The organism is Paracoccus hibiscisoli, from assembly GCF_005048265.1.
GTDB lineage: Bacteria > Pseudomonadota > Alphaproteobacteria > Rhodobacterales > Rhodobacteraceae > Paracoccus > Paracoccus hibiscisoli.
The window spans coordinates 198,733-220,082 of record NZ_SUNH01000004.1 but is presented as its reverse complement, the minus strand read 5'-3'; the positions used below and the strand labels follow the sequence as shown (position 1 = coordinate 220,082).

The 21,350-nt window shown below is 69.9% G+C and carries 17 protein-coding genes; 5 read left to right on the top strand and 12 right to left on the bottom strand.

The window, feature by feature from the left end; genetic code table 11:
• Positions 1-86: 86 nt before the first annotated feature.
• Positions 87-995 carry an RNA polymerase sigma factor RpoH gene (gene rpoH / locus FA740_RS02665; protein WP_136855229.1) on the top strand — a complete coding sequence of 303 codons (909 nt, stop codon included), beginning with the start codon at positions 87-89 and terminating at the stop codon, positions 993-995.
• Positions 996-1,076: 81 nt separating this feature from the next.
• On the top strand, positions 1,077-2,099 hold the full coding sequence (locus FA740_RS02660) for a hypothetical protein (RefSeq protein WP_136855228.1): 1,023 nt from the start codon (positions 1,077-1,079) through the stop codon (positions 2,097-2,099).
• Positions 2,100-2,102: 3 nt separating this feature from the next.
• Here the strand turns inward: FA740_RS02660 and FA740_RS02655 are convergent, their stop codons facing one another.
• Entirely contained in the window at positions 2,103-2,864 is a 762-nt protein-coding gene (locus FA740_RS02655) for an NAD kinase (protein ID WP_136855227.1), read from the bottom strand.
• A gap of 180 nt (positions 2,865-3,044) precedes the next feature.
• Here FA740_RS02655 and glyA point away from each other — a divergent pair, with 180 nt between their 5' ends.
• Positions 3,045-4,340 (top strand): serine hydroxymethyltransferase, encoded by a 1,296-nt coding sequence (gene glyA / locus FA740_RS02650; RefSeq protein WP_136855226.1) that lies wholly within the window; start codon positions 3,045-3,047, stop codon positions 4,338-4,340.
• A gap of 159 nt (positions 4,341-4,499) precedes the next feature.
• Here the strand turns inward: glyA and FA740_RS02645 are convergent, their stop codons facing one another.
• From FA740_RS02645 to FA740_RS02620, 6 genes are read right to left on the bottom strand one after another with little or no spacing between them, the layout of a single operon-like run.
• Positions 4,500-5,288 (bottom strand): crotonase/enoyl-CoA hydratase family protein, encoded by a 789-nt coding sequence (locus FA740_RS02645; protein WP_136855225.1) that lies wholly within the window; start codon positions 5,286-5,288, stop codon positions 4,500-4,502.
• Positions 5,281-6,144, bottom strand: a complete 864-nt coding sequence (locus FA740_RS02640; RefSeq protein WP_136855224.1) for a hydroxymethylglutaryl-CoA lyase — start codon at positions 6,142-6,144, stop codon at positions 5,281-5,283. Before FA740_RS02640 ends, FA740_RS02645 begins: the two co-directional genes overlap by 8 nt.
• Entirely contained in the window at positions 6,137-8,062 is a 1,926-nt protein-coding gene (locus tag FA740_RS02635) for an acetyl/propionyl/methylcrotonyl-CoA carboxylase subunit alpha (RefSeq protein ID WP_136855223.1), read from the bottom strand. Before FA740_RS02635 ends, FA740_RS02640 begins: the two co-directional genes overlap by 8 nt.
• 10 nt (positions 8,063-8,072) lie before the next feature.
• Positions 8,073-9,677 (bottom strand): carboxyl transferase domain-containing protein, encoded by a 1,605-nt coding sequence (locus FA740_RS02630; RefSeq protein ID WP_136855222.1) that lies wholly within the window; start codon positions 9,675-9,677, stop codon positions 8,073-8,075.
• Between the two features lie 28 nt (positions 9,678-9,705).
• Positions 9,706-10,188, bottom strand: coding sequence for a lysozyme inhibitor LprI family protein (locus FA740_RS02625; RefSeq protein ID WP_211243630.1), 483 nt, complete (start codon positions 10,186-10,188; stop codon positions 9,706-9,708).
• Positions 10,188-11,348 (bottom strand): isovaleryl-CoA dehydrogenase, encoded by a 1,161-nt coding sequence (locus FA740_RS02620; protein ID WP_136855220.1) that lies wholly within the window; start codon positions 11,346-11,348, stop codon positions 10,188-10,190. Before FA740_RS02620 ends, FA740_RS02625 begins: the two co-directional genes overlap by 1 nt.
• 165 nt (positions 11,349-11,513) lie before the next feature.
• On the opposite strand from FA740_RS02620, the gene FA740_RS02615 reads away from it, so the two are divergent.
• The gene (locus tag FA740_RS02615; protein WP_136855219.1) at positions 11,514-12,053 is read left to right on the top strand and encodes a histidine phosphatase family protein; all 540 of its coding nucleotides are present in this window, start codon (positions 11,514-11,516) and stop codon (positions 12,051-12,053) included.
• Between the two features lie 4 nt (positions 12,054-12,057).
• Entirely contained in the window at positions 12,058-12,969 is a 912-nt protein-coding gene (gene cbiB / locus FA740_RS02610) for an adenosylcobinamide-phosphate synthase CbiB (protein ID WP_136855218.1), read from the top strand.
• Here cbiB and FA740_RS02605 read toward each other — a convergent pair.
• The 5 genes from FA740_RS02605 to FA740_RS02585 all read right to left on the bottom strand — a co-directional run bounded on the left by FA740_RS02605 (position 12,966) and on the right by FA740_RS02585 (position 21,220).
• On the bottom strand, positions 12,966-13,742 hold the full coding sequence (locus FA740_RS02605) for a transglutaminase-like domain-containing protein (protein WP_136855217.1): 777 nt from the start codon (positions 13,740-13,742) through the stop codon (positions 12,966-12,968). The two genes, cbiB and FA740_RS02605, sit on opposite strands and share 4 nt — an antisense overlap.
• Positions 13,743-13,856: 114 nt before the next feature.
• Positions 13,857-14,930 (bottom strand): sensor histidine kinase, encoded by a 1,074-nt coding sequence (locus FA740_RS02600; RefSeq protein WP_136855216.1) that lies wholly within the window; start codon positions 14,928-14,930, stop codon positions 13,857-13,859.
• Between the two features lie 118 nt (positions 14,931-15,048).
• Positions 15,049-16,272 (bottom strand): AGE family epimerase/isomerase, encoded by a 1,224-nt coding sequence (locus tag FA740_RS02595; RefSeq protein WP_136855215.1) that lies wholly within the window; start codon positions 16,270-16,272, stop codon positions 15,049-15,051.
• A 9-nt stretch (positions 16,273-16,281) separates the two neighbouring features.
• Complete coding sequence (locus FA740_RS02590; protein WP_136855214.1) at positions 16,282-18,573, bottom strand: Tex family protein; 2,292 nt, start codon at positions 18,571-18,573, stop codon at positions 16,282-16,284.
• Between the two features lie 37 nt (positions 18,574-18,610).
• Positions 18,611-21,220 (bottom strand): cation:proton antiporter, encoded by a 2,610-nt coding sequence (locus FA740_RS02585; protein WP_136855213.1) that lies wholly within the window; start codon positions 21,218-21,220, stop codon positions 18,611-18,613.
• Positions 21,221-21,350: the final 130 nt, after the last annotated feature.

Below are 21,350 nucleotides of genomic sequence, written 5' to 3'. Positions count from 1 at the left end.
AGCGAGGTTCCCCCGGATGCGGCATCCTGTCCCGGAACCACGCTGTCGGGGGCTGCGTTACCGGATCTCTGCGAAAGGCGAACATCATGGCGACTTATGGAAATCTTCCCGCCCCCAGCCCGGAACAGGGTCTGAACCGCTATCTGCAAGAGATCCGCAAGTTCCCGCTGCTGGAACCTGAAGAAGAATACATGCTGGCCAAGGCCTGGGTGGACCACGAGGACAGCGAGGCGGCCCACAAGATGGTCACCAGCCACCTGCGTCTGGCCGCCAAGATCGCGATGGGATATCGCGGCTACGGGCTGCCCCAGGCAGAGGTCATCAGCGAGGCCAATGTGGGTCTGATGCAGGCCGTCAAGCGGTTCGACCCGGAACGCGGCTTCCGTCTGGCGACCTATGCGATGTGGTGGATCCGCGCCTCGATCCAGGAATACATCCTGCGGTCGTGGTCCCTGGTCAAGATGGGCACCACCAGCGCCCAGAAAAAGTTGTTCTTCAATCTGCGCAAGGCCAAGTCCAAGATCGGCGCGCTGGAAGAGGGTGATCTGCGCCCAGAGAACGTCGCCCAGATCGCGACTGAGCTGAACGTGACCGAGAAAGAGGTCGTCGACATGAATCGCCGCCTGTCGGGGGGCGATGCGTCGCTGAACGCGCAGGTCGGATCGGGTGACGGCGAATCTTCGGCCCAGTGGCAGGATTGGCTGGAGGATACCGACGCCAATCAGGCCGAGGCCTATGCCGAATCCGAGGAGCTGCACACCCGCCGCCGCATGCTGGTCGATGCGATGGATGCGCTGAACGACCGCGAAAAGGACATCCTGATGGAGCGGCGGCTGCGCGACGATCCGATGACGCTGGAGGATCTGTCGGCTCGCTACAGCGTGTCGCGCGAACGCATCCGCCAGATCGAGGTCCGCGCCTTCGAAAAGCTGCAGGACCGGATGCGCGTCCTGGCCCGCGACAAGGGCATGCGGATCGCCGAAACCCTCGACTGACCGGCGCGCATCGCATTGACGCAATGCGGTGCGGCGCTATGGTCTGGCAGATTGCCGAAACGACCCCGGACCGCACCGCCCATGACAGCCCTGACCGAATTCCAGCGCCTCGAAGCGCAGGGCAGCTGGCGCGAGACGCCGGATGCGCGCCTGCGCGAGGTGATCGTGTCCGTGGGCGAGGCGACGCTGACGTTGATGGACCCGAAATCCGACCGGCCCCTGTCGCATTGGTCGCTGCCAGCAGTGGCGCGGCTGAACCCGGGGCGGCTGCCCGCGCTGTATACCCCCCATGCCGGTGCCGCCGACGAGACGGTCGAGATCGACGATCCCCTGATGATCGAGGCGATCGAGCGCGTCCAGCGCGCCATTGCCAGCCACCGTGCGGTGCCGGGGCGGTTGCGCGGCATGCTGATGGCGCTTGGCGTGCTGGCGATGCTGGGCGGGCTGGTTCTGTGGCTGCCCGATGCGCTGATCCGGCATGCGGCGCGCATCGCCCCCCCCGCGCAGGCCCGCACCATCGGTCTGGCCGTGCTGAGCGACCTGGAGCGCAGCGCGGGCATGGTCTGTCGCCGCACATCGGGGCAGCAGGTGCTGAACTGGATATCGCCGGGCCTGCTGGGTTCTGATGCCTTGGTGCAGGTGGTGCCCGGGCCGCTGAACGGGGCACGGCGGCTGCCGGGCGATCTGTATGTGCTGGGGGCGGACCTGCTGACGGCAACTCCGGGCCCCGAGGCTTCGGCCGGGCACCTGATTGCGGCGTCGATGGCCGAAACCGGCCGCGAGACCACGCTGAATGCACTGCGCCATGCCGGGCTGATGGCCTCGCTGCGGCTGATGACGCTTGGGACGCTGCCCCGTGCCGCGATGGAGGGCTATGGCGAGGCGCCGCTGACCGAGGAGGCGCCGCGCCCCGATCTGGCCGCCCTGCCCCCGGCCTTTGCCGAACGCGGCCTCTCCACCGAGCCCTATGCCCGCAGCCTGGACCCCACCGGCGCGACCGTGCTGCCGCTGATCGAGGCTGACCCGATCCGCGCGGGCGCGGCCCCCGCCCGCCTGCTGACGGACGAGCAATGGCTGGCCCTGCAGCAGATCTGCGCGGGCTGAGCGTCAGACGAACTGTTCGCGCAGCAGCCGTTCGTCCAGCCCGTGCCCCGGATCGAACAGCAGCCGGTGGCGGATGTCATCCGCGCTGCGGATATGAACCCGTGTCACATGGCGCACCGAGCGGCTGTCGGCATCGGCCATGACGGGGCGGCGTTCGGGGTTCAGCACCTCGACCAGGACCTCGGCCCCCTTGGGCAGCAGGGCGCCGCGCCAGCGACGGGGGCGGAAGGGCGCGATGGCGGTCAGGGCCAGCACCTCGGAATTGATCGGCAGAATCGGGCCATGCGCCGAATAGTTGTAGGCCGTGGACCCCGCGGGCGTAGCGACCAGCGCGCCGTCGCAGACCAGCTCCTCCATGCGCAGGCGGCCATCGACATGGATGCGCAGCTTGGCGGCCTGCGGGCCCTCGCGCAGCAGGCTGACCTCGTTGATGGCCAGGGCCTCGTGGCAGGTGCCGTCGGCGCAGGTGGCGCGCATGCGCAGCGGGTTGATGACCGTCAGTTCCGCCGCATCCAACCGCGCGGGCAGGTCATCGGCGCCATAGACGTTCATCAGGAACCCCACGGTGCCGCGATTCATGCCATAGACCGGCAGCCCCCGCCCCTGCGTCGCATGCAGCGTCTGCAGCATGAAGCCGTCGCCGCCCAGGGCCACGACCACCTCTGCACGCTCCAGCGGCGTCTGGCCGTATCGCGCGGTCAGCGCCGCCAGCGCCGCCTGCGCGGGTTCGGCATGGCTGGCGGTGAAATGCATGTTGGACGTCATCGGCCGTCTGTCCCCCTGATCGACCCGCACCTTCACGCGGCCCCGCGCCGATGACAAGCCCCGCCGTTTGGCAGGTCGCAACCGCATCGGGCCGGGTCGTTTTGTCACTTTCCGCAGGGCCGACGTTGCGTTAGAACCGGCCAACCTCAGCCGACCCAGCCACAAAAGGACGCGAGACCGATGAACGCACCCACCCGCGACAACGGCTTCTTCACCGAAACCCTGGCCAGCCGTGATCCCGAAATCGCCAAGGCCGTCACCCAGGAACTGGGTCGCCAGCGCGACGAGATCGAGCTGATCGCCTCCGAGAACATCGTCAGCCGCGCCGTGATGGAGGCGCAGGGCTCGGTCCTGACCAACAAATATGCCGAAGGCTATCCGGGCAAGCGCTATTACGGCGGCTGCCAGTATGTCGACATTGCCGAGACCCTGGCGATCGAGCGCGCCAAGGAGCTGTTCGGCTGCGAATATGCCAACGTCCAGGCCAACAGCGGCAGCCAGATGAACCAGGCCGTGTTCCTGGCGCTGCTGCAGCCGGGCGACACCTTCATGGGCCTGGACCTGAATTCGGGCGGCCATCTGACCCACGGATCGCCCGTCAACATGTCGGGCAAATGGTTCAACGTCGTCAGCTATGGCGTGGACGCCCAGACCCACCAGTTGGACATGGAGGCGATCGCCGCCAGCGCCCGCCAGCACAAGCCCAAGCTGATCATCGCGGGCGGCACCGCCTATAGCCGCAGCTGGGACTGGGCTGCCTTCCGCAAGATCGCCGATGAGGTCGGGGCCTGGCTGCTGGTCGACATGTCCCACATCTCGGGTCTGGTGGCGGGCGGTGCGCATGCCTCGCCCATTCCCCACGCCCATGTCGTGACCACCACCACGCACAAATCGCTGCGCGGCCCGCGCGGGGGCATGATCCTGACCAATGACGCGGATCTGGCGAAGAAGATGAACAGCGCGATCTTTCCCGGTCTGCAGGGCGGTCCGCTGATGCATGTGATCGCCGCCAAGGCCGTGGCCTTTGGCGAGGCGCTGCGCCCCGAGTTCAAGACCTATGCCCATCAGGTCGTCAAGAACGCCGCCGCCATGGCGGATGAGCTGATGAAGGGCGGCATCGACATAGTGTCGGGCGGCACCGACAACCACCTGTGTCTGGCCGACCTGCGCCCCAAGGGCGTGACCGGCAAGGCCACCGAGGCCGCCCTGGGTCGCGCCCACATCACCTGCAACAAGAACGGCGTGCCGTTCGACCCCGAGAAGCCCTTTGTCACCTCGGGCATCCGTCTGGGTGCGCCCGCCGGCACCACCCGCGGTTTCGGCGAGACCGAGTTCCGCCAGATCTCGCGCTGGATCGTCGAGGTCGTGGACGGGCTGGCGGCCCATGGCGAGGAGGGCAATGCCGAGGTCGAGGCCAAGATCCGCGCCGAGGTGGCCGAGCTGTGCGCCCGTTTCCCGCTGTATCAGGGCATGTGATCTGCCCTGTGTGATCTGAACCGGAGAGGAGGCCCGTCGCTGGTGCAGCGGCGGGCCTTTTTCATTCGGATGTTTGCCTTGGTGGCAAGGGCGGATGGGGGCCAGCCCCCGCCGCGCGTTCCGCGCGGCCCCCCGGGATATTTGCGTGAAGAAGAAGCCTCAGGCGTGGGATTGCCAGCGCGGTTTGCGCTTGTCGAAAAAGGCGGCGATGCCTTCGGGGGCCTCAGTGCCCTGCCAGACGGCGACCAGGCGGTCGATGCTGTCCTCGATCACGTCCTGATCGATGCGGGGGCCGAGGGCGCGGCATTGCGCCTTGGCGGCGGCGACGGCACCGGGGGCGGCCTGGAGGAAGGGGGCGACCTGAGCCTCGATTGCGGCATCCAGCGCGTCGGGCGCGACGGTGGCGGCGGCCAGGTTCAGGGCCACGGCCTCGGAGGCGTCGAAGAGGCGGGCCGAGAAGAAGACGCGCCGCGCCGCGGGTTCGCCCATCCGCGCCACCACATAGGGGCCGATGGTCGCGGGGATCAGGCCGAGGCGCACCTCGGTCAGGCCGAATGTCGCGGAGGATGCGGCGATGGCGATGTCGCTGACGGCCATCATCCCGACGCCGCCGCCAAAGGCGTTGCCCTGGACACGTGCGATCAGCGGCTTGGGCAGCAGGTTCAGCGCCGACAGCATCCCGGCCAGTGCGCGCGCGCCCTCGCGGCGGGTGGCATCATCCGCGGCCATCTGCTGGCGCATCCAGCCCAGATCGCCGCCCGCGCAGAAGCTGGACCCTTGGGCCGCCAGCACCACGACGCGCACCGCAGGGTCGGCGCCCAGATCGGCGGCGGCCTGGGTCAACTCGTCCATCATCTGGCGCGACAGGGCGTTATGCTTGTCCGGGCGGGCCAGCCACAGGGTGGCCACGCCGCGCGCGTCAGTGTCGATGCGGATCGTCTCAGGCATGGGGGGCCTCTCTCAGGGCGCGGGCCATGTCGGCGGCGCGGGTGATGATCGCCATGTCCAGGCCATGGGCCAAGCCGCGCGCTGTCAGATGGGCGGCCAGGGATTCCGTGGCGACATTGCCCGCCGCACCCGGCGCGTAGGGGCAACCGCCCAAGCCCCCGACGGCGGCGTCAAAGACCCGCAGCCCGCGCGCCAGGCTGGCATCGACATTGGCCAGCGCGCGCCCGGCGGTGTCGTGATAGTGCCCGGCCAGCCGGTCGGGGGGCAGTTCGTCAAGGACGGCGGTCAGCATGGCGTCGATGGTCTCGGGGCGGCCGTGGCCGATGGTGTCACCCAGGCTGATCTGGTCGCAGCCCATGTCGCGCAGGGCTGCGGACACGCGGGCCACGGCGGCCGGCGGCGTCGGCCCATCGAAGGGACAGTCGGTCACCACGCTGACATAACCGCGCAGCGCCACCCCGTCAGCCCGTGCCTGCGCCGCCACTGGCGCCAACCGCGCCAGCGCGTCGTCGACGGAGGCGTTGAGGTTCGCCCGGCTGAAGCCTTCCGAGGCGCTGGCGAACACCGCGACCATGTCCGCGCCCGCCGCCCGCGCCGCCTGATAGCCGCGCAGGTTCGGGGTCAGCACCGCATAGCGGGTGCCCGCGCGGCGGGTGATGCCCGCCATGACCTGCGCCGCATCGGCCATCTGCGGCACCCAGGCCGGGGGGACGAAGCTGGTCACCTCGATATGGGCGAACCCCGCCTGGCTGAGCAGGTCGACCAGCGCGATCTTGTCCGCTGTGGGGATCAGGCGTTTCTCGTTCTGCAGCCCGTCGCGGGGGCCCATCTCGAAGATCTCGACATGCTCAGTCATCGGTGGCCTCGAGGCGGATAAGGGGGGCGCCGGCCTCGACCTGGTCGCCGGGGCGGGCCAGGACCTCGGCCACGGTGCCGTCGCGCAGGGCGGTCAGGCTGTGCTCCATCTTCATCGCCTCCAGCACGGCCAGACGGTCGCCGGCCTTGACCTGCTGGCCCGCCTCCACATGGACCGAGCGCACCAGACCGGGCATCGGAGAGCGGGTCAGCCCATCGCTGCCCTCATCCGCGCCGCGGCGGGCCAGAGGGTCCAGCGGGGTCAGATGCACCGTGCCGCCGCCAAAGACGCTGACGCCTGCCGGGTGCGTCACGATGCGTTCGCGGCACAGATCGCCATCGACCCACCAGCGCCCGCCCTGCCAGCGGACCTGATGCGCACGCTCTAGCGTGACGCGGGCCGCGCCGGGGCCCTGGACCTCCAGCACCGCCTGCCCGCCGTCCCACGCGATGGTGCGGCGCAGCGGCTGCCACAGCGTCGCGCCGCCCTGCACCTCCGGATCAGCCAGCCCCGCCAGCCCGATCACGGCCAGCACGCGCGCCCGGTCCTGGGCGCCCGCATCGGCGACCAGCGCGTCCAGATCGCGCCCGATCAGGCCGGTATCGACATCGCCCCGGCGAAAGCCCGCATGGCGCGTCAGCGCGATCAGGAAATCGAGGTTGGTGACCGAGCCTGCGACCTCGGTATCGACCAGCGCCTGCTCCAGCGCCCGCAGCGCGATGGCGCGCGTCGCCCCATAGGTCACGACCTTGGCGATCATCGGGTCGTACCAAGGGCTGATCGTGTCGCCGGGGCGCACGCCGGTCTCGATCCGGGCATGGTCCGGGAAGCGCAGATGCGCCAGACGCCCGGTCGCGGGCAGGAACCCGGCGGGCACGTCCTCAGCGTAAAGCCGCGCCTCGAAGGCGTGGCCGGTGACCGTGATCTCGTCCTGCCGGGCGGGCAGCGATTCGCCGCTGGCCACGCGCAGTTGCCATTCTACCAGGTCGATGCCGGTGATCGCCTCGGTCACCGGATGTTCCACCTGCAGGCGGGTGTTCATCTCCATGAACCAGAACCCGTCGGGGCGCAGGCCACCGGCGCCGTCCACGATGAACTCGATGGTGCCCGCCCCGGCATAGCCGATGGCCTCGGCAGCGCGGACGGCGGCGTCGCCCATAGCGCGGCGGACCTCGGGCGTCATGCCGGGGGCCGGGGCCTCCTCGATCACCTTCTGATGGCGGCGCTGAAGGGAACAGTCACGCTCATACAAATGCACGGCGCGGGTGCCGTCGCCGAACACCTGAACCTCGATATGGCGGGGCTGCAGGATGTATTTCTCGATCAGCACGGCGGGGTTGCCGAAGGCGCCCTGCGCCTCGGACCGGGCGCTGTCCAGCGCGTCGCGGAACTGGGCCGGGTCGTCGACGCGCCGCATCCCCTTGCCGCCGCCGCCCGCCACGGCCTTGATCAGCACCGGATAGCCAATCTGCGCGGCCTGCGCGGCCAGATGATCGGGGTCCTGCTCCGCGCCGTGATAGCCGGGCACGACCGGCACGCCCGCCTGCTCCATCAGCGCCTTGGCCGCGTCCTTGAGGCCCATCGCCCGGATCGCCGCCGCCGACGGCCCGATGAAGACCAGCCCCGCCGCCACCACCGCATCCACGAAATCCGGGTTCTCGGACAGAAAGCCATAGCCGGGGTGGATCGCCTGCGCGCCGGTGGCCTGCGCCGCCGCGATGATCGCATCACCCCGCAGATAGCTGTCCGCGGGCGCGGGGCCGCCCAGATGCACGGCCTGATCGGCCATCTGCACGTGGCGCGCGGCCCGGTCGGCGTCGGAATAGACCGCCACCGTCGCCACGCCCAAGCGGCGGCAGGTGTCGATGACGCGGCAGGCGATTTCGCCCCGGTTGGCGATCAGGATCTTGTCGAACATGGCGTTCCCCTCACATCCGGAACAGGCCGAAACGCGTCGGCTCGATGGGCGCATTCAGGCTGGCGCGCAGCGACAGGGCCAGCACCTCGCGCGATTTGCGCGGGTCGATGATCCCGTCATCCCACAGCCGCGCCGAGGCATAGAGGGGGTGGGACTGCCGGTCGAACATCTCGACCGTGGGGCGCTTGAACGCGGCCTCGTCCTCTGCGGACCAGGTGCCGCCCTGCCGTTCGATCCCGTCGCGGCGCACGGTGGCCAGCACGCCCGCCGCCTGTTCGCCGCCCATGACGCTGATGCGGCTGTTGGGCCAGGTCCACAGGAAACGGGGCGAATAGGCGCGCCCCGCCATGCCGTAATTGCCTGCGCCAAAGCTGCCGCCGACCAGCATGGTGATCTTGGGCACGTTGGTGGTGGCGACGGCGGTCACCATCTTGGCGCCGTGCCGCGCGATGCCTTCGTTCTCGTATTTGCGGCCGACCATGAAGCCGGTAATGTTCTGCAGGAACACCAGCGGGATGTTGCGGGCGCTGCACAGCTCGATGAAATGGGCGCCCTTCTGCGCGGCCTCGCTGAACAGGACGCCATTGTTGGCGACGATGCCCACCGGGCAGCCCTCGACATGGGCGAAGCCCGTCACCAGCGTCTCGCCAAAGCGGGCCTTGAACTCGTCAAAGCGGCTGCCGTCGACGATGCGCGCGATGACCTCGCGGATGTCATAGGGGGTGCGCAGGTCGGCGGGCACCACGCCGAACAGCTCGTCCGGGTCATAGGCGGGGGGTTCGGGCGACTGCCAGACGACCGTGTCGGGGCGGCGGCGGTTCAGATGGCCGACCGCGCGGCGCGCCATGGCCAGCGCATGGGCGTCATCCTCGGCCAGATAGTCGGCCACACCCGACAGGCGGGTATGCACGTCGCCGCCGCCCAGATCCTCGGTGGTCACGACCTCTCCGGTGGCGGCCTTGACCAGCGGCGGGCCCGCCAGAAAGATCGTGCCCTGCCCGCGCACGATGATGGTCACGTCCGACATGGCCGGCACATAGGCACCGCCCGCCGTGCAGGAGCCCATCACCACGGCGATCTGCGGGATGCCCTTGGCGCTCATCCGCGCCTGGTTGAAGAAGATGCGCCCGAAATGGTCGCGGTCGGGGAACACCTCGTCCTGGTTGGGCAGGTTCGCGCCGCCGCTATCGACCAGATAGATGCAGGGCAGGCCGCATTCCTCGGCGATCTCCTGCGCGCGCAGGTGTTTCTTGACCGTCATCGGGTAATAGGTGCCGCCCTTGACCGTCGCGTCATTGGCCACGACCATCACGTCCTGACCCTCCACGCGCCCCACCCCGGCGATCACCCCGGCGCAGGGCGCTGCCCCGTCATAGAGGCCATGCGCCGCCACCGCGCCGATCTCCAGGAACGGGCTGCCGGGGTCCAGCAGGTTCGCCACGCGTTCGCGCGGGGGCATCTTGCCCCGGCTGACGTGACGCTCGACCGCCTTGGGGCCGCCCCCGGCGGCGGCCAGGTCGGCGGCATCGCGGACCGTCTGCAACAGCGCCAGATGGGCTGCGCGGTTGGCGCGGAACTGATCCGAGGTCGGCAGCGCGGCGGAGGTCAGTTTCATGCGGTCGTCTCCCGACAATGTCGTTCAGTCAGCGGCCTTCGCGCAGATAGCCGTCCAGATAAGTCGCCTGACGCGCGGTCAGGTTCAGCGCGCATTGCGCGGCGGCGGGCCCTGCCCCGGTGCCGCCACCCCACCGCGTCGCCTCATAGGTGCAGGCGGCGTCGCGATAGGCGATCCAGGCGCGCTGCATGTCGCGCAGCGCGGGCGCCTGCGGGGCGGCGGCGCTGCCCAGACCCTCCAGCTCGGCATCGGCCGCCTTGGCGCGGGTCATCACCTGCTGATAGCGGTCGTTCAGGCGCGCGTCCCACCAGTCGCGTTCCGCGCCCAGGCAGAACCCCATGCCGACGGTGCTGGACCCGTCCTCACCCTCCATGCAGGCATTGGCGGCCAGGCCCGCGCAGTCGTCACCGCCCCCCTCCACGCAAGCCAGCAGTGGGGCGGGGTCAAAAGCCGCGGGTTCCTGCGCGGCGACCGGGGCCGCAAGCAGGATCAAGGCCAGCGCGGCCCGCATCAGACCAGCCCCATCAGCTCTCGCCCGATCAGCATGCGGCGGATCTCGCTGGTGCCGGCGCCGATCTCCATCAGCTTGGCGTCGCGGAACAGGCGGCTGACGACGCTGTCGTTCAGGAACCCGGCCCCGCCCATCGCCTGCACGGCCTGATGCGCCTGCACCATCGCCTGTTCGCTGGCGTAAAGGACCGCGCCCGCCGCGTCCTGACGCGTGACGGTCCCCTTGTCGCAGGCCCGCGCGACCTCATAGACATAGGCGCGGGCGGTGTTCAGGGCCACATACATGTCGGCCATCTTGCCCTGCATCAGCTGGAACGAGCCCACCGGCTGGCCGAACTGCTTTCGTTCGGCCATGTAGGGCATGACCTGATCCAGGCAGGCCGCCATGATACCGGTGCCGATGCCGGACAGGACCACCCTCTCGTAATCCAGACCCGACATCAGCACCCGAACGCCCCGACCCTCCTCGCCCAGGACGTTCCCGAACGGGATCTCGACATTGTCAAAGATCAACTCGCCCGTATTTGATCCGCGCATCCCCAGCTTGTCGAAATGCGGGCTGGTCGAGAACCCCGCCATGCCGCGTTCGACGATGAAGGCCGTGATGCCCTTCGACCCGGCCTCCGGGTCGGTCTTGGCATAGACCACCAGAACCTGCGCGTCGGGCGCATTGGTGATCCAGTATTTGCTGCCGTTCAGCACATAGCGGTCGTTCTTCTTCTCGGCCCGCAGCTTCATGCTGACAACATCGCTGCCCGCGCTTTCCTCGGACATGGCCAGCGCGCCCACGGCCTTGCCGCTGCACAGGTCGGGCAGGTATTTCGCGCGCTGCGCATCCGTGCCGTTCAGCTTGATCTGGTTCACGCAGAGGTTCGAATGCGCACCATAGGACAGGCTGATCGAGGCGCTGGCCCGCGCGATCTCCTCGGTCGCGATGACATGCGCCAGATAGCCCATGCCCGCGCCGCCGAACTCCTCCGGGACGGTGATGCCCAGCAGGCCCAGCTCGCCCATCTCGGTCCAAAGCGCGTTGGGAAAGGCGTTGCTGCGGTCGGTCTCGGCGGCCAGGGGGGCCACGCGGTCCTGCGCCCACCGATGCACCATCTCGCGCAGCGCGTTCACATCCTCGCCCAGATCGAATTCCATGCCTCGTGTGAACATCGCGATCCCCCTCCCCGGTTTATTGAACGCTTGTTCATTTCCATAGCGCAGCCGACCGCGCTCCGTCAACCAGGCTGCGCGCGATGCGACGACGCGTCAAGCATCAGCGCTTGCCCCCCGCGCGCCATCGGGCCAAAGGAGGACCCGACCAGACGGAGCGGACCCATGCGCCTGACCATCCTGCGCCATGCACCCAGCCTTGCCGGCGGCCTGATGGCGGGCCGCCGCGACGTGCCCGCCGATTGCAGCGACGCCGCCGCCATCGCCCGCCAACGCGCCCGCCTGACGCCGGGGCAGGTGATCGCCAGCCCGGCGCTGCGCTGTCGTCAGACGGCGGCGGCCTTGGATCTGACGCCCGACCGGCTGGAGGCGGCGCTGTGGGAGCAGGACCTGGGCGCGTGGGAGGGGACGGACCCCGCCCTGCTGCCCGATCTGGGCCCCCTGCCCCCGCAGGCGCTGGCCCGCCACCGCCCGCCCGGCGGAGAGAGCTTTGACGACATGGCGGCCCGCGTCATTCCGGTGCTGAACACGCTGGACGGCGATACGGTGATCGTCGCCCATGCGGGCACGGTGCGTGCGGCGCTGTCGATGGTGGTGGGGGCGGCGGCGCTGTCCTTTTCGGTCGCGCCCCTGTCGATCACGGTGCTGCGGCGCGCGGGCGATGCCTGGGCCGTCGAGGCCGTCAACCTGCGCGCCGGGGACTGAGGCCATGGCGATGATCGCGGCCATCGCGCTGATCCTGGACGCGCTGATCGGCTGGCCCGATGCGGTTTATCGCCGGATCGGGCATCCGGTCACCTGGGCCGGGCGGCTGATCGCGGCGCTGGACCGGGGCCTGAACCGGGGCCGCGCGCGGCGGGCCAAAGGCGCGCTGACCGTGATCATCGTCGTGCTGGCCGCGATGATCCCGGCGGCGCTGATCCAGGCGTGGCTGGGGCCGTGGGTGGCGGCCGTGCTGGCCTGGCCGCTAGTCGCGGCGCGGTCGCTGGACCAGCATCTGCGCGCGGTGGCGGTGCCGCTGGCTGCGGGCGATCTGGCGGGCGCGCGGGCGGCGACGGCGATGATCGTGGGGCGCGACGTCACGCAGGCAGACACGCCCGCCCTGGCCCGCGCCAGCCTGGAGAGCCTGGCCGAGAACAGCAGCGACGGCGTCATCGCGCCGCTGTTCTGGGCGGCGGTCGGCGGGCTGCCGGGCATCGCGGCCTACAAGGCGATCAACACGATGGATTCGATGATCGGCCACCGCACCCCGCGCCACGAGGCCTTCGGCATGGTCGCCGCGCGGCTGGACGATGTGGCGAACCTGATCCCCGCGCGGCTGACGGCGGGGCTGATCGCGCTGGCCGCGGGGCGGCGCGGGATGGCGGCGCTGCGGGTGGCGTGGCGCGATGCCGGGTCGCACCGGTCCCCCAACGCGGGCTGGCCCGAGGGGGCGATGGCGGGCGCCCTGGGCATTCGCCTGTCCGGCCCCCGCACCTATGGCGACCGCGTCGCGGCCGAGCCCTGGCTGAACGGCACCGCCCCTGATCCGGGGGCCGCCGATCTGGCGCGGGGCATCGCGCTGATCCGGCGGGCCACGGTGCTGGCGGGGCTGCTGCTTATCCTGGGCGCGCTGGCCTAGAGGGCAGTGACCTCGACGCTCTGCGTGCGCAGATCCGCGACCGAAGTCGTGGTCAGGAACGCCACATCCGCCGCATCGCGCCCCACCGCGACCAGCGCCATCTGGTCGGCATGGGCCATGCCGGTCGGATCGACCAGGTACCACTCTCCGCCCAGATAGACCTGAACCACGGCGTGGAAATCCTGCGGCTGGACCTCGGGGGCATAGACGCTGGCGATGCGCGCGGGGATCTGCTGCGCGCGGCACAGCGCGATCAGCAGATGCGCGTAATCGCGGCAGACGCCGCGCCGGTCCAGGAACGTGTCGGCCGCAGTGGTGTTGGCGTCGCTGGCCCCCGAGACATAGTCCAGGTTGCGCTCGACCCAGTCCCGCATGGCGGCGACCAGCGATCCGCCGGTCAGCCCCTCGAACCGCGAGCCGGTGAAATGGCCGAACCGCTCGGCCTGGCAATAGCGCGACGGCAGCAGATAGCGCAGGGCGTCGCCGGGCATGTCCTCGACCGCGACGGCCTCCAGCGCGTCCAGGTTCGGGCGGGTGCGGGTCACGTGAACCTCGGCCGAATAACGGCAGGTCAGCCGTTCCTCCAGGAACATCACGATGCGCTCGCCGATGCCCTCCTCGGCGGGCACGCGGGCCATCTTTTGCGGCTGGCCCAGGTCGATCGTGGCGCGATTCAGGATCTGGCCGTGCACGCCGGCCGCCTCGATCAGCAGCAGCGCGGGTCCGGGCTGTTCCAGCGCATAGTCAAGCGTCACGTCGATCTTCATCCGCATCGGCGGCTCCTGTTCAGGGAAAGGGGGTGGGGGCAGGCACAGGCAAGGCGCGCAGCGGTGGACGCCCGCGTTCGGGATGTCAATCGTCGAAAGGGCCGGACGGTTCCCGCGCGGTCAGGATGCCGCAGCGGTATCCAGCCGCAGGGTGACGCGAAACTCGGCACCGCCCTGTTCGGCGGGGCCGTGATGCAGCGCGCCGCCCATCTGCTGGGCATAGACGCGACAGATCTGCATGCCCAGGCCGCGCGACCGTTCGGGGTCGAAATCGGGGGGCAGGCCCGGCCCGTCATCGGCCAGCGCCATGGACAGCATGCCGCCCAGCTGCGTCAGGCCCAGCCACAGGCCCGGACGCCCCGGCGGGCGCGCATGCTTGACCGCGTTGCCGATCAGTTCGGCCAGGATCTGGCCGATGGCGGCGGCCTGGGCGGGCATCACGCGCAGATCGGGCGGCAGGCGGTCGTCCAGCGCGATGGGCGCGTTCAGCGCCTGCGCCAGATCGGTGGCCAGCGCGGCGATATAGTCGCGCAGGCTGACATCGCCGCTGGCCGGGTCCAGGTGCAGCTGGTCATGCACCCGCGCCAGGGTCGAGATGCGGTTGGCGGCATCGGTCAGCTGCGCCTCGGCCGGGCCGCCGGCATGCAGGCGCGACTGCATGCGCAGCAGGCCGATCACGGCGGCAAAGCTGTTCTTGACCCGGTGGTCGATCTCTCCCATCAGGATGGTCTGGCGGGCGATGGCCTCATCCTTGCGGGCGACCTCTCGCTCCAGCTGCAGGCGGCTCTCGACCATCTCGGTCACGTCGCGCGACGAGGCCAGAATGCGCCGCACCGCGCCGCCGTCATCCGCGACCGGGGACACCGTGACCTGCCACCAGCGCGGGGTGCCCTTGGCGGTCGGGCAGAACGCCTCGAACCGCGACACGCGCCCCGCGCGGGCGGCCTGCATCGCGTCGATCAGCCGGGCCTCGGCCTCGGCAGGCCACAGCGCTGGCCAGGGGCTGCGTTCGACCGCGATGAAATCGTCGATCTCCATGGCGCAGAGGCCGTTGCCGTTCATGAAGATCACCCGTCCCTCAAGATCCAGCAGCTTGATGCAATCCGGCGAGGCATCCAGAATCGACAGGGCAAATCCCCCTTCCGCCCCGGCAAGAAGGTCAAGCGCGCGCAGATTGGGATCGATTGAGGACATCGTGGACTGTGAACCTTGAACTGAACAGACCTGTCAAATCAGGCATTTCGACCGAGGCACTCCGGATGTCCCGCCCGGCCCCGCCTCGTCAAGCGCGTTCGCGCCTCGTAAACAAAGGTTAATCAGCCGTGCCATTCCTTTTCAAGGGTTTCGTGGCGGCCAGGGCCTGCGCCGCCCGCGACAATCCCGGGACCAGCGGCAGCAGATCGGCCTGGATCGCGTGATAGATGTCGGGCTTGCCCACGAACTGCCGGGCATCGGGCGTGCCGTCAGGGGCCAGTTCGGGGAACCAGCCGCCGTGCCTATGGTCGATCAGCGCGCTTTGGGCAAAGTCCCACAGGCGGCGATACCACAGGGCGTCCTGCGGCTGCGGGTCCAGCTTGATCAGGGCGGCCAGCGCGCCGATCGCCTCGGTCACCGGCCACCAGTAGCGGGCGGCGTTGTCCACGCGACCCTCGCGCAGGGTATAGGCCAGCCCGCCACCCGGCAGCCAGGCATCGGCCAGCGCCGTCTCGACCAGCGCGCGGGCATGCGCGGGGGCGTCCGCGCCGGGCCGACCGGCCAGGTCCCACCATTGCAGCAGCAGGCGCGCCATCTCGAAGCTGTGGCCGGGCGTGGTGCCCGCGGGGCGGAACATCGGGTTGCCCGCATAGGCGTGGTCGGGCTGCCAGCGGTCGTCGTAATGTTCCGGGATGCGCCAGCCGTGGCGCGCGGCCTGCCCCGCAATGAAGAACTCCAGGATGCGGCCCGCGCGGTCCAGCGGGCGGGCGTCGCCCGTCGCCTCGTGCTGGGCCAGCAGCGCCTCGACCCCGTGCATGTTGGCGTTCATGCCGCGATAGGTCGAGAACACCCGCCAGTCGCGGGTGAATTCGTCGCGGAACAGGCCCGCGTCGTCGTCCCAGTAATGACGGTCCAGCACCTGCGTGATGTCGGCCAGCAGGCGATCCGCATCCGGGTGCCCGGCCATCTTGGCGCTGGAGGCCGCCAGCAGCACGAAGACATGCCCATAGGCCAGCTTGGGTCCCTCCACCGGCGCGGTGCCGTCCAGCGCCCAGAGATAGCCGCCGTGATCCGGGTCGCGATGCGCGCGCCACAGCCAGTCCATGCCCTGATCCACGATCCCCGCGCGGTCCGGCCGCCCGGCCATCTGAGCCAGCGCATAGGAATGGACCAGCCGCGTGGTCGTGTGCAGCTCCTGCACCGTGCCCGGCAGGGGTGTGCCGTCCAGGTCCAGCACATGAAACCCGCCCGCCGCCCGGATGCTGGCGTCAAAGAAATCCAGCGCGTGATGCGCGTCGCGGATCAGAAGGGCGCGGTGATCGGGGTCGTCCAGCGGGGTCATTACGCGCTCCTATCGCTTGCGCAGCGCATCGGCCAGGGCCGAGCCAAAGGCGCCCGCCCCCTTGGGCGCGGCCTGGGCGGCACGGGGCGCGGGCTTTGCCGGTTCGCGCGCGGGGCGGTCGGTGGGGGCGTTGTCCTTGCGCATGGTCAGGCCGATGCGCTTGCGGGGGGCGTCGACCTCGGTCACGCGGACGCGGACGACGTCGCCGGCCTTGACCACCTCATGCGGGTCCTTAACAAACCGGTCGGCCAGCTGGCTGACATGGACCAGCCCGTCCTGATGCACCCCGATATCGACGAAGGCGCCAAAGGCCGCGACGTTGGTGACCGTCCCCTCCAGCGACATGCCGGGGCGCAGATCCTTGATATCCTCGACCCCCTCGGCAAAGCTGGCGGTGACGAAACCGGGGCGGGGGTCGCGGCCGGGTTTCTCCAGCTCGGCCAGGATGTCGCGCACGGTGGGCAGGCCGAAATCCTCGGTGACGAAATCCCGGGCGTTCACGGCCTTGAGCGCCTGCGCATCCCCCATCAGCGACCGCAGATCGCGCCCGCAGGCGGCCACGATCTTGCGCGCGACGCCATAGGCCTCGGGGTGGACAGCCGATGCGTCCAGCGGCTCGGGCCCCTGCACGCGTAGGAAACCGGCGCATTGCTGGAACGCCTTGGGGCCCAGGCCAGCCACCTTCTTCAGCGCCGCGCGCGACGGGAACGCGCCCTGCGCATCGCGATGCGCGACGATGGCCTGCGCCAGCGACGGTCCCAGCCCCGCGACATGCGCCAGAAGCGGCGCGGAGGCCGTGTTCAGATCGACGCCCACGGCGTTCACGGCATCCTCGACCACGGCCTCCAGCGACTTGGCCAGCTGGCGCTGGTCGACGTCGTGCTGATACTGCCCCACGCCGATAGATTGCGGCGGCACCTTGACCAGTTCGGCCAGCGGGTCCTGCAACCGCCGCGCGATGCTGACCGCACCGCGCAAGCTGACGTCCAGCCCCGGAAACTCCTTCGCCGCCAGTTCGGAGGCGGAATAGACCGATGCCCCGGCCTCGGACACGATCACCTTGGTGGGCGCCTTGACGCCCTTGGGCAGGCGTTTCAGCTCTTCGGCGACCAGACGCTCGCTCTCGCGGCTGGCGGTGCCGTTGCCGATGGCGATCAGGTCCACGCCATGTTTCGCGATCAGCGCCAGCAGCGTGGCCTCGGCCCCGCGCAGATCGTTCTTGGGCTGGAACGGATAGATGGTGGCGGTGTCCAGCAGCTTGCCGGTGCCGTCCACGACCGCGATCTTGCACCCCGTGCGGATGCCGGGGTCCAACCCCAGGGTCGCGCGCGGGCCCGCGGGTGCCGCCAGCAACAGGTCGCGCAGGTTGCGGGCAAAGACCTGGATCGCCTCGGCATGGGCGCGGGCGCGCAATTCGGTCAGCAGGTCGATATACATCGTGTTCGACAGCCGCACCCGCCAGGCCCAGCCCGCGACCCCGCGCAGCCAGTCGGCGCCCGGCCCCTGCCCCACCGCGCCCAGACCCCGCGCCACGATCCCCTCGGCCCGCGCGGTGCCGGTCTCGGGTTCGGGGGCGATCTCGATGGTCACGACCTCCTCCTTGGCGGCGCGCAGGATGGCCAGAGCGCGGTGGCCGGGAATGCCCGACCAGCCCTCGGAATGGGCGAAATAGTCGCTGAACTTGGCGCCCGCCTCCTCCTTGCCGGGGACCACGCGGGCGCTGATGCGGGCCTCGCGGCGCATGAAGTCGCGCAGGGGGCCCAAGACTTCGGCGTTCTCCGACAGCTCCTCGACCAGGATGTCGCGGGCGCCGTCCAGGGCGGCCTTGGGGCTGTCCACGGCCTCGGACAGATAGGCCGGGGCGAGCGCGGCCGGATCGCGCGACGGATCGGCCTGGATGGCACGCAACAGCGGCTCCAGCCCGTTCTCGCGCGCGATCATCGCCTTGGTCCGGCGTTTCGGCTTGAAGGGCAGATAGATGTCCTCCAGCGCGGCCTTGGTCTCGGCCGTGCCGATGGCGCGGGCCAGATCGTCGGTCAGCTTGCCCTGGTCGCGGATCGACCCCAGGATCGAGGCCCGCCGCGCCTCCATCTCGCGCAGATAGGACAGGCGTTCGGCCAGGGTGCGCAGCTGGGTGTCATCCAGGCCGCCCGTGACCTCCTTGCGATAGCGCGCGACAAAGGGGACGGTCGCGCCCCCGTCCAGCAGGTCGGCGGCAGCGGTCACCTGCGCGCGGTTCGCCCCGATCTCAGTCGCGATCTGGCGGGCAATGCGGGTGGCGGTCTGGGCGGGAATGTCCATGGCAGGGGGCCTTGTGGTCGGGGTCGTCAGCGTGGGTTTAGCGGCTTGCGACGGAATCGCCAAGCGGCGCGGGGTCGGCGGGCATCGGCGGCGCTGCCGGCGGCGTCGGCGGGGTGCGCTGCTCGGGCGGCGCGTCCTGCGCCAGTTCGGGCATGCGCAGCACCTCTCCGGCGACCACCTTGCCCACGACGCTGTCCCGCACCGCACGGCGCAGCGCGGCGGACCGTTTCAGCAGGCGGCGAAAACCCGCCTCGTCCAGCACCAGCAGCGTGGTCGGCGTGATCGCGCGCACCTCCGCCTTGCGGATACGGCGGGTCAGAACGCCCATCTGCCCGAACATCTCTCCGCGGCCAAGCCGCGTGGTCTGGCCCGCGACCTCCTGTTCCACCGCGCCCGAAGCCACGAAGAACACCGACCGCGCGGGCGTGTCCTTGCGGGTGATCACATGGCCCGCATTGACATAGCGGGTGCGGATCTCGCGGCCCAAGCGCTTCAGCTCGGCATCGTCCAGATCGCCGAACAGCGGGAATTGCCGAACCACCTGGTTCTTGCGCAGCGCCAGGTCCAGCGTGGGGCGGCTTTCGGTCTGCTGGCGACGGCGGCGGATGTCGTCCATCAGCTGGATGTGAACCTCGGCACCGATCAGCCCGTCATCGCGCAGGGCGTTGTATTCGCGCTCCTCCAGACGCAGGGCGGTGCGGCGGATAAAGCGGCGCTCCAACTCCTCGGCATAGCCGGGGAATTGCAGGCGCAGGCCCGACAGCGCGGTCTCGACCGCCTCGATGCGGCGCTGCAGCAGCTCGTGCAGCAGCTCGGCCACGCGACGGCCGTGGATGCGGCGGATGCGCCGGTCGATGAAACCGTGCAGGTCGCGCAGGATCAGCCGCTTGCCCAGCAGCATCTCGAACCGGTCGGCGGTCATGCGGCCCAACGGTCCCGCGATGCCCAGCCTGTTTCGCAGGAAGGCCGCGAACCGGAACGCCGGCCCATAGCGCAGGCTGGAGCGCGCCGCCCGCTGATAGCCCGTGCGCCCGCCCTGACGCGCGCCCTCGATCAGGCGATCGGCGTCGAACAGCGCCTGCTCCGACAGCCGCGCCGAGATCGCGCGTTCGCGGAACCGCTGGACGATCACCTCACGCTCATGCGCGGCCAGGGCGATCAGGCCCAGGGTGATGCGGTCGCGGTCCAGGATCTGGGCATTGTCGTCGGCCTCGGCGGCCTCGACCGCGCTGTCCAGGCGGGCGGCGAAACGCTTGGCCTCGGATCGGACGGTCTCTCGGGTCAGGTCGTAATTCTCGGTGACCGAGGCCACACCCTCGCGCACCGTCTGCAGCGCGACGGCGACCACCTGATTGGACAGCGCCCGGTCCAGCGGCGACAGCTTGTCCAGGCCCAGCAGGCCGATGACCCATCGCAGCGTGGTGCCCTGCACGATCAGCGTGAACAGCGCAAAGCCCGTGGCCAAGATGCCCACGACGCGCTTGGTCTCGACCGGGACGCGCAGGTTTTCGGTGACCGCCAGCGCCAGCGCCAGCGTGACCGCGCCGCGCAGCCCCCCCCACATGATCGCCATGCGATAGGGGCGCTGGATCTTGGGCGACAGGCGCATGCTGGTCAGCAGGGGCAGCAGCAGAAACAGGATCAGCGCGCGGGCGACAAAGGCCGCGATCACCACGACCCCGATCAGATAGAGGTCGTTCAGCCGCACCTCGCCCAGCAGGCGCGGGATCAGCAGCGCCGCCAGGATAAAGATCAGCGCCCCCGCCCAATGCGCAAGCAGGCCCCAGACCTCGCGCAGGTTCACCCAGAAGGCGGGCGTCAGGCGACCCGGCCCCATCAGGTTCAGCGTCAGGCCCGCGACCACCACGGCGATCACGCCCGACGCGCCCAGCAACTGTTCGGCCCCGATATAGGCCAGATAGGGCACCGCGACCGAGACCGAAATCTGCGCCGTCTCGAACCGTCCGAACAGGCCCATCAGCATCAGCGCGACCCGCGCGACCACCCAACCGGCGGCGACACCGCCGACGATCAGGCCGGGGAACTGGCCCAGGGCCTCGGCCAGGCTGGGGTTCGGGACGCCCAGCATGACATAGGAAAGGAACAGCCCGAACAGCGCGATGGCGGCGGCGTCGTTCAGCAGGCTTTCGCCCTCGACGATGCGCGACAGGCGTTTGGGGGCCGACAGGCTGCGAAAGATGGTGACCACGGCGGAGGGGTCGGTGGTGGACACGATCGCGCCGATCAGCAGGCCCACCATCAGCGGCACCCCCGCCCAGTACAGCGCATAGCCGATGGTCAGCGTCGCCGCGACCACCGCGACCACCGCCAGCGTCATGATGGGCACCCAGTCATCCATCATCCTGCGAATGTTCATCTCCAGCGTGGCCTGAAAGATCAGCGTCGGCAGGAACACATAGAGGAACACGCTGGAGCGGATGGGCAGCGACAGGATGCTTTCGGCCACCGGGTTCAGCGTATCGGTCAGATCGGTGCGCAGCAGGAACAGCGCGCCGCCGCCGATCATGATGCCCACAGCCGCCAGCATCACGCTGAAGGGCAGCGACAGCCGTGCCGCCAGCGGCTCCGCCGCCGCGATCAGCAGGAACAGCACGGCGGTGAAGGTGGTCAGCAACATGATATCCATGTGTTTCTGGATAGTCGCGGAACCGCTCACATGGAAGATGCCGCCGCATGGCCGGGGGGCTTTTTCGCATCGGTGACGGCGTTGTGACGACGCGGCAGGCGGTCTTGAAATCGGGTGGCGGCGCGCACAG